This is a genomic window from Colwellia piezophila ATCC BAA-637 (assembly GCF_000378625.1).
GTDB classification, from domain to species: domain Bacteria; phylum Pseudomonadota; class Gammaproteobacteria; order Enterobacterales; family Alteromonadaceae; genus Colwellia; species Colwellia piezophila.
In genome coordinates this window covers 201738-215283 of sequence record NZ_KB905160.1, presented here as the reverse complement: position 1 = coordinate 215283, position 13546 = coordinate 201738, and the positions used below count along the sequence as shown (strand labels likewise).

The following is a 13546-nucleotide window of genomic DNA, read 5'->3' as shown; positions in this document are numbered from 1 at the left end:
AGGCATAAAAAAATCACTCACACTTGATAAATATTAGCGAGTTAATTGCCTTTATCTATTGAGGGAATTTAAATCACTGGCCATGACAATTCAATAAAAACCTGCTGCCAGTGCCGATCAAACGGTGCTGATATTTTCATCCTTTGCTCACTAACCGGATGATTAAACTCTAATGATTGCGCGTGTAACATTAAGCGCTTAAAACCAAAGTGTTCAATAAAAAATGGATTTTGCTTGTTATCGCCATAGTTGATATCCCCTAAAATAGGATGGCGTAAATGCGCCAAATGGCGACGAATTTGATGACGTCTGCCCGTTATAGGCTGCACTTTAACCAATGAATAACGCACACTATCAAATTTACCGACTTTTATCGGTAAACTTGCTTGCTCCATGACTTGATAATAACTTTGCGCTGATTGCGCCGGCTTGTCACGACTGACGTTTTTATCGCCTAACTTATCTAATTTTTCTTTTAAGGCATGATCTATAAAGCCAATGGGCTGGGCTAGGTGACCTCGCACTAAGGCATAATAAGTTTTCACCATGGCCAGACTACTGCTCTCAACAGTATTAATAGCCCTGTTTTCGGCGACTTGCTCTTGCGGTTTATTTTCAGTATTCGCTTCCTTGTTAAGTTCAGTCTTTAACTCCAACTCAGCTCGACTAGCTTTATTGGCGAAAGCTTGGCTTAGCTTAGTCGCTATATCTTTGGTTAAGGCAAAAAGTAACACCCCAGAGGTCGGTCTGTCTAAACGGTGCACGGGATAAACATACTGCCCTATTTGATCACGTACCAGTTGCAGTGCAAAATAAATTTCGTCTCTGTCCATATAACTGCGATGAACAAATAAGCCAGCAGGTTTATCCACCGCCACCATATACTCATCTTGATATAAGATTGTCAGCACTGGCTTTGTTAACGCTTCACCGTGGTTTTTAGTAATACTTAGGTTTACATCAGATGAATTATTTTCAGTCACTTTATTTACCCTGCTCGGTCATGGTTTTATCTAATTTTTGGATAACATCAAGCAAAGGCGCTACATTAACCGTTAAATGCCCAAAGGCCTGTTCCGCCATTGGCGATAACGCCATTGTAGTTGGCAATGTTTGCCCTAACTTGATCATCTGCATTATTTTGGGGATAAATATAAATTGTAACCATTGCTCAAAGGCTAAGGTGTCGCAGCTAAAAGGGGCACTACTGGCTAGCTCATCAGTAGTAAGAGGCAGTGTTTGCCAAAGTTTAAGTGCCTGTAACATTCGTGTTAACTCATCAAGCAAAGTAATGGTACGTTCAATATCTATTTTCATCATCTACCGGCAATTTAAGGTCAATTGGTTAGGGTCTATTCGTTAAGGTTAATGTTTTTACTATGTTAATGGCGTCATTATCCTTATAATAAGGCCCTAAAACAAGCAGCAATACTTTTGATTTTATGAATGATACAGCTCCCGCAAAGAACATAGCCACCCTATCAGAATTACTTAAACTTTCAGGATCTCAATATCGCCTTTATGATATTGGGCGATTAGTCAGTAAGTTATCTAAAGAACAATTTGAAAAAGTTGAATTAAACCAGATACCTTATCCAACCCCTATTCAAGGGCACGCTTGTATAGCTATCGCCTTTTGGCAAAAGCAATCAGTACAACCTTACTTATGGCTACTGAAACTACCACTTGATGAGCGTGGTTTGTTAAACCAAGGGGCGAGAAATCACTTTATCGCGATTATTGTCGAAGCCTTAGGTGCGGATTTAACCCAAGACACCTCAAAAAAACAAGAAGAGTTACTGAGTAGCAACCCTTACCTGTTCACACCCGCGCAGTACAAATTAGCGAGTTTAAACAGCAAAATAAAAGTCGATTTAAAGCAACAGCCAAGTGAGTATTTTACACCCTTTAAAAAATACCTGAGCCAAGAATCTGATTGGAACAGTTGGCAAGGTGTCGGCGTACAAGGTATTACTGACTTTATTGCCAGAATAAAAGAAGATAATCATAGTGAATTACTACTTAAGGCCTTGCCTCACCTGCCTGAAGAAGTACTCTCGCCCGTTTGTAGTGCCCTAGAGAATGAGCAATATCCTGTTGCACTCATTGATACATTATTAAGTTCATTAACAAGCACATTAGAAGACTCGCTAACGTCAGCAAAAGAAGTATCAAAGAGCACACAATTATTACGAGCACTAGCCGCAAATAGCCAACACATTCACGTCAAAGCAGCAGTGGCAGAAATTTTAGCTAAAAAACAGCTAAGCAATGAGTTACTAATTACTTTAGCTGGTCGATGCTGGCTAGCTTTGGCTGATGAGAAGGTGCTTAGCTGTTATTTTGAACACTTACTCAACCATAATGATTTAGCCACTTTTAGCCATATTTTTAAAGATTTAGTGGCTCTGCCTTCATTGCGGCCTTTCGTCTTTTTATCTATTCGCTCAGCAGAACGTTCTCCGGCATTAGCACAAGCCATTGGACAATTATTTAGACAGGGTTAAGGGAAATTCGCTGATGGAAAATATTTATTATTTATTACTTTTTTGTTTGTTTTGCTGGTACTTCATTTACTTAAGGCAGGTATCTGAAGCCGCCAAACGTCATGTATTACGCTATTGCAAGCAAGGTGATTTACAATTTATATCACTAGCAAGGCGATCGAGCCGAGTGAAATTTTCAAAACAATACGGGCTTTGTATTTACAGTATTTTCGATTTTGATTTTAGCGGTGATGGTGAGTCAAATAATCAAGGTTGTATCACCCTGCATGGTTTAAAGCTCGAACAAATTAAGCTACCTGCTTACCGGGTTAATTAGTTGGTTAATTAATACTGACCTTTAGCGACAAAACCATTATTATAACCAGTCAACAGCCTTAATCGCCTTCAAGTAGAGGTGCCTTTAAGGCATTAAAAGCCCTTATTCTATCTATTGGAGATTTTCGTGCCATTTTTACAAGCTGTATTTTGTATAAAAGGATTTGATGATCGTAGTCGATTCTTTGCAACTTCAATGATTGCCCTTATCGGTTTTATTTTTTGTTCTGCTCTTTTTTCTGATTATTTCACCGTAAATATTATCATATTATTGCTTTTCACTGCGGCACTAGCCTGCAGTACCAAACGTCGTTTACACGATGCCAAGCTCAATAAGAATTGGCAATTAGTACCTGCAGGGCTGTTTTTACTGACCGGTATATTAAGTTTACTGATTGAAAATAGTAGTAGTTACTATTTATTAATTGTACCGGCATTAAGTGTCGCTTTATTACTTACCTATCCAAGTAGAAATAACAAAGCGCGTAATAGCTATATATGGGGTTACTACGGTCCTGTTGACCTCAATATCTACAGACATACAACTAACGTGGCTAGCAGCCACAGCAGACGTATTGAACCGACAATGGCAGCAGGTAGCATTAGCGAACAACCTTATGTTAATGAAGCAATGGCAGAGAACAACTTTACGCCAGAATACGAAAATCAATACCAAGAAGAATATCAAGCCGACCCTGATGGCGATAATAAACAAACTGATATTGGCGAACTTATTCGCTTAAAGTTCCTCGGTAATCGTAAATTACAGCTTGGTGTTATTGCCAGTGTAGTACTCATTATTGTAGCGGTGTTGGTTAATAGTCTCGTTAGCTCTATGAACCAGCAGCCTAGCGATGTTGAGCAAGCACAATCGACTAAGCAGCAACTCAACGATGAGAATAGCGTTACCAATATCAAGACCAATAAAGATCATTTATTAGAGATGCCTGATAACTTTAATCTATACCAATCACAGTTTCAGGGCATTATTATCCATTGGCAAGCGGATCAGGTACCTGATGGCGAACTCTGGTCACAAGTAACGGCGCGTGGCGATAAAAGCTGTCAACGTATTACCTTTAATAAAGGTTCATCCCTGCGCCCCTTATCTGTTTCGGTTGAAAATGGTAGTGATTATTTTGCTAGTTTTTCCCCCCTTGACAGCTCAGAGTTAATACAAGCATTGGCTTTTCGTGGTAAATTCTCTTTGTGTGGTTATAACTTTTCTCTTAAGGGCAGCCAAGCAGTGTTAGGTAAACATACCAATTATGCCCCCTTCTTAGACAAAGATGCTTAACGCTTAACTTATGAGCGAACGTTATGAACAACGCTTATTAATATTACTTTATTGATAAGCTTCGTTCATAACGGCAGTAACAAAAAAGGCTGTTCAACTTAGGTGAATAGCCTTCTTTATCAGCGATTTCCTGCAATATTTAGCCACGAAACAATACCTAATAGCACTATTGATTAAAGGCTATTGGTACCATTGCGTTATGATGCTTTTTATTTTAACCATATCCAAATGGGCTTGGCAGGCTTGACTCACTCGAACAATGGCTTGCTCTTCCAGTGCTTCAACACTCGGCGCTTCACTCACCTTATGACCAAGCCAATGCATAAAGAGTTGTAGGGCTGCGGGTTTATCAAATAAACCATGCAGATAACAGCCCGCTATTTGTTCGTCGCTTGATAACAGTCCATGTGTTTCACTGGCAATATCAAGTAACTTGCTATGAATATGGCTATGTTCATCAATAAACCTACTTTCACCGGCATGAATTTCATAACCACTAATTTCGGCGCTTTGCTGAGCAATGTTTAAAACACCCGCAACATTAATCAAAACTTTTTCCGGCTTTAATACCGTACGTATGGCAAAATAACCTAGACCATTACTGATACCTGGGTGACCTTCAAGTCCTTGAGGATCTTCAATGAACTCACCTAACATTTGATAACCACCGCAAATCCCAATAACCTTACCTTGATAGCGAAGATGCTTGGCTATATCATCATGCCAGCCACGTTCTCTTAAAAAAGCAAGATCACTACGGACATTTTTGCTACCCGGTAAAATAATGAGGTCACACGCAGGTATCGCTATTTTTTCAGGTTTATTGTTGCCCTCTACCCCTTTGGCAAACAAAAACTGACAATCAATATCTGGGTGGTGACGCAAGGCATCAAAGTCAGTGTGATTACTCATATGCGGGTAAACTAATACCACTATGCGTACTTTAGTTGCGGGTAATGTAGCGTCACTAGATGATTGTTTTGTCACCAAGGCATCTTCTGAGGAAATATCTAAGCCATGTAAATAGGGTAAAACGCCCAACACCGGTTTATTGGTTTTTTGCTCTAGCCAAGTCAGCCCTGACTCAAGTAACTTGATATCGCCCCGAAACCGGTTAATAACAAAACCTACCACTCGGTCTTGCTCTGATTGAGACAATAACATCAAGGTACCCACTAACTGCGCAAAAACACCACCTTTATCAATATCCGCAATAATTAATACTGGGCAATCAACGGCTTCAGCAAAGCCCATGTTAGCAATATCACCCTCGCGTAAATTTATTTCAGCGGGGCTGCCTGCCCCCTCAACAATAACTAATTCATACTGTTTTATTAAGCGTTGGTGAGAAGTCAGCACGGCTTGCATCGCTATTTTTTTATAATCTTGATAGTCACTCGCTTCCATATTCGATGATTGTCGATCAGTTAGCGCCTTGCCATGTACAATCACTTGCGCGCCAGTATCACTGTTTGGCTTTAATAAGATAGGGTTAAAATCAACATCTAAAGGTAAACGTGCGGCTTTCGCTTGTAATGCTTGTGCTCGACCAATTTCACCACCACAAGGGGTAACGGCACTGTTTAGGGCCATATTTTGTGGCTTGAAAGGGGCGACCTTAATTTGTAGATCGGCAAATAATCGACAAAGCCCGGCCACTAAGGTCGTTTTTCCAGCGTCAGAGGTAGTCCCTTGCACCATCAAAGTTTTTCCCTGAGCTAAAGAAGCCAATTGAACAGGATTTGGGTTAGTTTGACTGCGATTATGGTTATTTATTTTTTGTTGCTTAACTTGTTCAAGGGACAATTTTAAAACTCCTCTAACAGCGGCATAGCAATAGTCTTCACTTCTTGGTGAAGTTGCTGATGAAACTGCGGCTGCTGATCATGTTTATCTGGGTAAGGTTGACTAACACAAATACGCGAGAGACTGCCATGGCCAATTTTTAATTGTTGATGCCAACTCGCTTGTTGCCAATCTAGTTGTAAAATATGCGCTAAGATCATACGAATAACGCCGCCATGTGCGATTATCAGCACTCGCCTTGGTGTTGACAGTGATTGTGGTTTAGCCAACGTGCCATGCTCGCACTGAGTCAGTAATGTTTGTGCTTGGCTTTTAACATCGGTAAGTTGTTGCGCTACTAAGCGGTGCCAACCTTGTATTACTCGTTGGTGGAAGTCAGCTAACGTCTCAGCTTCAGGTAAGGTGTTTTCAGCGGGCGTTTGAAAAAAGTCCTCAAGGCGTGACCAAGTCAGTTGGCTATTTTTATCAGCATTTTTTAAGTTCTGCTTCTCGTCAAAAGGACTGCCGGCAAAGGGAATACGGTCAAAGGGCACACCATCAAAACAGCCAAAATTCATTTCTTGCAAACTAGGAGAGACGACCAAGGGGATATCGCATGCTTTAGCGAGATCTAACGCTAAGTTTTGACAACGCGCTAAAGGTGAGCAAATGATATTATGGTAACGCGGTGTATTGCTTCGTCCAGCCACTAAACGCGCCAGTAAGCGAGTATTTTCAGCAGCGATGGGCGCAATATCAGTACGACCATATAATGCGGGCTCTCCCACGACCTTAACATGTCTCAGCAAATCTATTTCAATCATAATTACCCTTTATAACAAGTAATCATAAAAAACAGTCAGTCGACTTATTATCAGCCTTTATCGTCATGGGTATACCTGCCGTTACCAGAGTAACCTTATCGGCAATTCCCGCAACTTTTTGGTTCAACCAACCACAATAATCAACATATAAACGAGTCGATTCGCCCATAGGGATAACACCTAAACCAACCTCATTACTGACAATAACAATATCAGCATTGAGTAATACCAAACGCTTGATTAGTTTATCTATCTCAGTTTGTAAATACTTACCTTGTGCAGTTCTATTCTCTTTATGGACTGCATAAAGATGATTGTTTAACCACAAAGTTAAGCAGTCTACTAAATATATATTGTTGTTCTTTAGATTACTTAACGTGTCTGCCAAAGATAGCGGACATTCAATTAGCTGCCAGTTATCCCCTCTATCACTTTGGTGCTTAATTATTCTAGTATCCATCTCTGCATCAATGGCCGTTGCCGTGGCAATATAAACGGCAGACTTTTGTTGTGATTGTGAAAGTGCTGTGACTTGCTGCTCAGCAAATCGTGATTTACCCGAGCGAGCTCCGCCTAAAACAAAATGGATCATGCCGCGGCTCCAACAAAAGAATCAGCGCTCAAATAAGCGACCAGTGTTAAATAAATCAGTAATTCAGCTATCTGCTGCGTTGCCCCTAAACAATCACCAGTAAAACCACCTATTTTAGCCATCAGCCACTTTTTGAATAACCAACGAAAGACCAGTAGCAGCAGTAAGATAGAAAAAGCTATTTCACTGGAATACCATAGCAATGGAACGCAGCCAATGAACAACAAAATAATTAATTCTTGTGTCGATTGTGCCTGGGCTAACGGTTTGCTCTTGCTTTGCGCTTCATCCGTAACATAAGGCATGGCTGAAATAAGACTACCCGCAATAGCTCTTGATAAGCTTGCCGCTAGAATAAAGGCTAAAAGTAAGTGGTTACTATCTAGTGCAGCCAGTTCCACTAACAAAGTGAACTTTAGTAACAGGGCCATAATTAAGGTGACACTGCCATAAGTCCCTATACGACTATCTTTCATAATAGCCAATTTTTTTTCTATCGAGAAAGCCCCGCCTATGCCATCCGCCATATCGGCTAAGCCATCTTCATGAAAAGCGCCGGTTAAAAGTAAACTTAACACCATGGTTAATATAATAGCGATATTACTCGGTAAAAAGGTATTGAATCCGACATAACTAACCACCAACAACAAGCCTATAACGATGCCAACTAAAGAAAAATATCGATTGGCTTTATTTAATAGCGTCACTGAATAATGCATTTTTTTAGGCACGGGGATGCGGGTAAAAAAACTTAAAGCCAAATAAAACAAATTTAACTGCGTTGAAATTTTATCTTTTAGCGAGCTTATTGTTTGAGTATTTAATTGCTCGGTCATACTGTTACGCCTGCACTTTCAAAACTGGCCATATTATTATAAAAACTTGCGGCTGCTTTTATCAGCGGAAAAGCAAGCGCAGCACCGGTACCCTCGCCTAAACGTAAGCCAAGATTCAATAATGGTTGACCTCTAATAGCAGAAAACGTTTGGCCTGCAAGAAGTTCATCGAGCAATACTTGGTGGGCTTTTTCTTGAGAGACATGAGAAAAGATCAGATAATCAGCGACATTTTTATTGAGTCGAAGCGCTGCTAAGGCGGCAACGCTAACAATAAAGCCATCAATAACAATAGGAATATTTAACGCTGCGGAGGATAAAATAGCCGAGACCATTTGCACGATTTCAAAGCCGCCAAGCTCGGCCAGTAAATGTAGAACTTCAGCTTCGGTTAACTCACCCTGTTTTTTACTGGTTAGTAATGTTCGTGCTAACGCTTTCTCAATCAAGGTTATTTTATTTGATAATTGCTCATCAGAAATACCGGTTCCTCGTCCAACACAGTCTTCAACACTAAATGAAGTTAATGCAGACATTAACGCCGCAGCAGCGCTAGTATTGGCTATACCCATTTCACCCAATAAGAAAATTTCAACACCTTGTTTAACCTTTGTTTCGATGAGATTTTTGCTTTGTGAAAACCCCTGCTCTAGCTGAGTCATTGACATAGCTGCTTCAACTGAGAAATTATTTGTGCCTGCGCCAAGTCTTTGTTCAACAAGTTTAACGTCACTTACCTTACCATTGAGCGATAAATGAAGTTCATCTTGACTCACCGCTTCTAAAATACCGCAGTCCACCACACTAAGGGCGATATCATTACTTTGACAAAAACAATTTATCGCCGCTCCACCTTGTAAAAAATTAACGACCATTTGTTTAGTGACGGAACTTGGGGCAATACTTAGTCCTTCTTCATTGATACCGTGATCACCGGCAAACACTAACATAGTCGGGTTATGTAAACTGACTGGGCTGTTGTTAGGTTGATGACTAAGCGTTAGCTTATTTAGCTCGGCATTGACTTTCGTTCTTTGCTCGGTAATCAAGGCAAGTTGCAAAGCTAAGGGCTCTAGTGCACCTAGCGCACCTAACGGTTTAGTTTTAGTATCAATTTTTTCTTGTATAAGCGCTAAGGTATCTTTATTTAAAGGAGAGATAGTTATCATGAGCTCTAGTCTAGGTGGTGGTAAAAATAGCAAAGTAAGGAGGGTATTTTAAGCTATTTGAAGGTCTAAAAACATAACTCTTTTCTCTATGATATACCCTTGGGGCTGAGGAAACCCCACAAATATTAATGTAAGCAATGACCAGTTATTGTTCCGCATTACTGAGTAAACAAGCGAGACGCGTACACGCTCTTTGACATCCTGTCACCGCGATATACCGTTCGTCCTGAACATAATCCCATCCATGGGGCCTACAAAAGCATCAGGACAGTGTGCTCCTGCACTGTCTATTAAGGTATATCCATATACCGTCATGCTTGTGATACTCACTTTTATTACTTCAGCAACGCATTACCTACCAACGTTCAGGGAATGCCAATAACCCAAAAGCGCTTGCATGGCTGAATTAGAACCAGAAGACAAAAGCACCAAATCTGCGTGATAAAACCCTGAAATGATTGAAAGTGCGCAGGTGTTTTCATCAGGACGCTGCAAGGATGCAGCTTATAAGACAATGCAGGACGCATATTGTCCTGATGATGAAAAAGCGGCGTGTACACGGACGTACATCAACGCGGCTCCTTGAAGCACTTGATTGAATGCAAGATTAGGTTTACTCGTATCATCCATGATACTCACCTGCTTAGCAGGTTAGCTAAAGCGATTCAAAAATTTTCACGACATTTTTGTTATTCGTAGCGTGGAGAGTCCAGAGAGCTTAACTTAGGCGTAACGCGGTAGTCCTCTTTCTTTTCTGGGTGTTGTCGCCACCGCGACGCTGAAGAAACAAAAAGCAGAAGCTAAAATTATAAGCACGTACTTTGTAAAAAGTTGTAGGGATTCGTCAGCCCTTGGGGCTAGCTTAATCATTTGTAATGGATAATGTTTTAATTATTCGCCTTTAAGTTTACTTATCGCTTCACTAGGAAAAAGTAGTAAAACTCTGTACCATCGTAACTAATACCAAGTACATTATTTAATTGACCACTTAGCGAGAATTAAAAGGCATAGAGGCAAGGCATTGATTGAAGAGAATGGTTATTCAGGAGAATATGCTCCTGCATTCTCTAAGAAGCTACATCCATGTAGCGTCCTTCTCGAAATCAATAACGACGCATGTAAGCCTTTGCCTTTTATTAGGTACTCGCCCTTTGGGAGTTTATTAGCAAACTAATAACTGCACAAAATTAAAGAAATATAGAATAACTATGTTTAAGTAATTTTGCTTGTCCTAAGCTCGCTAATATAACTCTAAGTTGATCAATATATTAGTGTAATTGCTATAAGAGATTTCACCTTAAAATTTTACGTCAGGCTGATATAGTTTTATGAACCCATATACCAAATATACCCTTATTCTCTCCAGCGTTTTTTTGGCCAGTTGCGTAAATCAAAACACCAAGATTTCTGCTAATATTATGCCAACCACCAACCCATGCACTAAACTAGAATTGCTCAAAAGTGCTTATTATGATGACTTTGCACAACTAAAAGAAGTTAACATAGGTGGTAGAGTAAGTAATATGTGGAAAGCTAAATATCAGCTTTTTGGTGAAAATTGCCAAGTATTTTCCTGGGGAGGAAAACAGCATACTTATTCATGCAGCTTAGTGGCACCGAATGAAGAAACCGCGAGAAATTATTACCAAAATGCAAAAAAAATCACCCAACAATGTTTAGGTGATGAGTGGAAACTTGAAGAAAGTGAGAGAAAACATGATGATGGCATGAAAACAACTTTTACTAATCATGATGCTAAACGTAGTGAGAAGGTAACCTTTTCAACACACTTAGTGCCAACATCGGGTCTATTTTCGACAACGTGGAAAATTTACTATTATGTGGGTAATAGTAGTAAGCCGACAAATAAAAAAGCTAAGTAGCCCTTAGCTAGAGTATTTCTTTAACTGATATTTACTCAGATGAACAGGTAAATATCAGTTAACTGTCGAGGTTAAATAAGTAAGAGATAACGAGTGGTTAATTATTCTTCAGAGTCAAAACCATCTAGCGTTACTCCAGATAAGCCCCCGGTGCCACCTTGTTCATTACTACGCAACTTGATCATTAAACGTAAGTCATTAGGCGAATCTGCATGATGTAAGGCATCGGCATAAGTGATCATACCTTGCTTATAATGCTTAAATAATGCTTGATCGAACGTTTGCATGCCTAACTCATTAGATTTCTCCATCACCTCTTTAATACTACCAAGATCACCTTTTTTAATTAGCTCACTAATATAAGGTGAGTTAAGTAATATCTCAATCGCTGCCACTCGACTATTACCGTCGTGGGTGGGCACTAATTGTTGGGCTATGATACCGCGAAGGTTCAATGCCAAATCAAATAACAATTTACCATGCTGATCAGCAGGTACTAGATGCATAATACGATCAATGGCTTGGTTCGCATTATTGGCATGCAAAGTCGCAATACATAAGTGGCCTGTTTCAGCAAAACTTAACGCATGCTCCATAATTTCTTTATTACGAATTTCACCAATCAAGATAACATCGGGTGCTTGGCGTAATGAACTTTGTAATGCTGCATCAAAAGACTCGGTATCTAAACCAACTTCACGTTGGGTGATCATGCTTTTACCGTGTTCATGAACAAACTCGACCGGATCTTCGATGGTGAGGATATGGCCACTTGAGTTTCGGTTACGGTAGCCAATTAACGATGCCATCGATGTCGACTTACCCGTACCAGTACCACCAACAAAGAGAACTAATCCACGTTTAGACATAATGACATCTTTTAAAATAGGCGGTAAACCTAAATCGTCGACATCAGGAATATCAGTAACAATACGACGAGCAACCATACCAGCCATATCACGTTGCCAAAAAGCAGAGATCCGAAAGCGGCCAATGCCCTCAATTTCAATGGCAAAATTACATTCTTTTTCGTTATTAAATTGATGCTTTTGCTTTTCGTTCATCGCGTCATACACTAAACCTAACGATTCTTCAGCAGTGAGTGCCTCCTCATCTATGGGTTTCAACTCGCCATTGATTTTAGCGCTTACCGGCATTTTTGCCGTAACGAACATATCAGAGGCGTCTTGCTTTACCATTCTTTCTAATAATTCATGAAATCTCATTTAATACCCTCTATTTCATTTATCCGCAAAACTGTAATTCCTATAAACCTTTAAATTGATTTTTATCAACCGCTTTTTCCATGGCGTCTTGCTTGGTGATCATGCCACGGTTAACTAGGTTTTGTAGACATTGATCCATGGTTTGCATGCCATGCTGCATACCCGTTTGAATAGCAGAATACATTTGCGCTATTTTATCTTCACGAATAAGGTTACGAATTGCCGGTACACCAATCATAATTTCATGGGCAGCAACACGGCCACCGCCAACCCTTTTGATCAGCGTTTGTGAAATTACTGCGCGCAGTGATTCAGACAACATTGAGCGCACCATAGACTTTTCTTCGCCAGGAAAGACATCAATAATACGGTCAATGGTTTTTGGTGCTGAAGTGGTATGTAATGTGCCAAAGACTAAATGACCTGTCTCTGCTGCCGTCATCGCTAAGCGAATAGTTTCTAGATCTCGCATTTCACCAACGAGGATAACATCGGGATCTTCGCGTAGCGCTGAGCGTAATGCCGCTGAAAAGCTTAACGTATCTCGATGTACTTCTCGTTGGTTTATCAGACACTTTTTATTTTCATGAACAAATTCTATTGGGTCTTCAATGGTTAGAATGTGATCATGTTTATTATCATTAATATAATCAACCATGGCGGCTAACGTGGTTGATTTACCTGAGCCAGTAGGCCCGGTAACCAAGACTAAGCCGCGAGGGGTATTAGAGATTTCACGAAATATCTCGGGACAACCTAAATCATCAAGTGAAAGAATTTTACTCGGTATGGTACGAAACACCGCGGCTGGGCCACGATTTTGATTAAAAGCATTAACCCTGAAACGTGCTAAATTAGGCACTTCAAAAGAGAAATCAACCTCTAAATTCTCTTCGTACTCTTTACGCTGACGGTCATTCATAATGTCGTACACTAAAGCATTAACATCTTTGGCATCAAAGGCCGGAATATTGAGTTTACGTATATCGCCATCAACACGAATAGAAGGCGGCGAGCCCGCTGATAAATGTAAATCTGATGCTTCATGTTGTACGCTAAATGCGAGTAATTCGGTAATATCCATAAAGGCCTCTTTTATAGTGTAATAAAAA

13 protein-coding genes are annotated in these 13546 nt (G+C 40.1%); 4 read left to right on the top strand and 9 right to left on the bottom strand.

Annotated features, from left to right (window positions below):
* Positions 1-68: 68 nt before the first annotated feature.
* Together F580_RS0101030 and F580_RS0101025 are read right to left on the bottom strand one after the other, a co-directional pair.
* Positions 69-983, bottom strand: a complete 915-nt coding sequence (locus F580_RS0101030; RefSeq protein ID WP_019025837.1) for a tRNA pseudouridine(65) synthase TruC — start codon at positions 981-983, stop codon at positions 69-71.
* Between the two features lies 1 nt (position 984).
* On the bottom strand, positions 985-1320 hold the full coding sequence (locus F580_RS0101025; protein WP_157442953.1) for a YqcC family protein: 336 nt from the start codon (positions 1318-1320) through the stop codon (positions 985-987).
* 122 nt (positions 1321-1442) lie between these two features.
* Here F580_RS0101025 and F580_RS0101020 point away from each other — a divergent pair, with 122 nt between their 5' ends.
* The 3 genes from F580_RS0101020 (at position 1443) to F580_RS0101010 (ending at position 4119) form a co-directional block, all read left to right on the top strand.
* Positions 1443-2507 carry a DUF3549 family protein gene (locus F580_RS0101020; protein ID WP_019025835.1) on the top strand — a complete coding sequence of 355 codons (1065 nt, stop codon included), beginning with the start codon at positions 1443-1445 and terminating at the stop codon, positions 2505-2507.
* Positions 2508-2520: 13 nt separating this feature from the next.
* Positions 2521-2823 carry a DUF3301 domain-containing protein gene (locus F580_RS0101015; RefSeq protein WP_019025834.1) on the top strand — a complete coding sequence of 101 codons (303 nt, stop codon included), beginning with the start codon at positions 2521-2523 and terminating at the stop codon, positions 2821-2823.
* A gap of 126 nt (positions 2824-2949) precedes the next feature.
* Positions 2950-4119, top strand: a complete 1170-nt coding sequence (locus F580_RS0101010; protein WP_019025833.1) for a DUF805 domain-containing protein — start codon at positions 2950-2952, stop codon at positions 4117-4119.
* Positions 4120-4299: 180 nt separating this feature from the next.
* On the opposite strand, the gene F580_RS0101005 is transcribed toward F580_RS0101010, so the two are convergent.
* The 5 genes from F580_RS0101005 to cobT all read right to left on the bottom strand — a co-directional run bounded on the left by F580_RS0101005 (position 4300) and on the right by cobT (position 9325).
* Positions 4300-5820, bottom strand: a complete 1521-nt coding sequence (locus tag F580_RS0101005) for a cobyric acid synthase (protein ID WP_040356699.1) — start codon at positions 5818-5820, stop codon at positions 4300-4302.
* A 107-nt stretch (positions 5821-5927) separates the two neighbouring features.
* A complete protein-coding gene (locus tag F580_RS0101000) occupies positions 5928-6728 on the bottom strand; it encodes a histidine phosphatase family protein (protein WP_019025831.1) in 801 nt (266 codons plus the stop codon).
* A 22-nt stretch (positions 6729-6750) separates the two neighbouring features.
* Positions 6751-7320: a bifunctional adenosylcobinamide kinase/adenosylcobinamide-phosphate guanylyltransferase gene (cobU, locus tag F580_RS0100995; RefSeq protein WP_019025830.1), complete on the bottom strand. Its 570-nt coding sequence runs from the start codon at positions 7318-7320 to the stop codon at positions 6751-6753.
* Entirely contained in the window at positions 7317-8156 is an 840-nt protein-coding gene (locus F580_RS0100990; protein WP_019025829.1) for an adenosylcobinamide-GDP ribazoletransferase, read from the bottom strand. Before F580_RS0100990 ends, cobU begins: the two co-directional genes overlap by 4 nt.
* Positions 8153-9325: a nicotinate-nucleotide--dimethylbenzimidazole phosphoribosyltransferase gene (gene cobT, locus F580_RS0100985; RefSeq protein WP_019025828.1), complete on the bottom strand. Its 1173-nt coding sequence runs from the start codon at positions 9323-9325 to the stop codon at positions 8153-8155. Before cobT ends, F580_RS0100990 begins: the two co-directional genes overlap by 4 nt.
* A 1328-nt stretch (positions 9326-10653) precedes the next feature.
* On the opposite strand from cobT, the gene F580_RS0100980 reads away from it, so the two are divergent.
* Positions 10654-11208, top strand: a complete 555-nt coding sequence (locus F580_RS0100980) for a hypothetical protein (protein WP_019025827.1) — start codon at positions 10654-10656, stop codon at positions 11206-11208.
* A gap of 101 nt (positions 11209-11309) precedes the next feature.
* On the opposite strand, the gene F580_RS0100975 is transcribed toward F580_RS0100980, so the two are convergent.
* Positions 11310-12434 carry a PilT/PilU family type 4a pilus ATPase gene (locus tag F580_RS0100975; protein ID WP_019025826.1) on the bottom strand — a complete coding sequence of 375 codons (1125 nt, stop codon included), beginning with the start codon at positions 12432-12434 and terminating at the stop codon, positions 11310-11312.
* 40 nt (positions 12435-12474) lie between these two features.
* On the bottom strand, positions 12475-13518 hold the full coding sequence (locus F580_RS0100970) for a type IV pilus twitching motility protein PilT (RefSeq protein ID WP_019025825.1): 1044 nt from the start codon (positions 13516-13518) through the stop codon (positions 12475-12477).
* Positions 13519-13546: the final 28 nt, after the last annotated feature.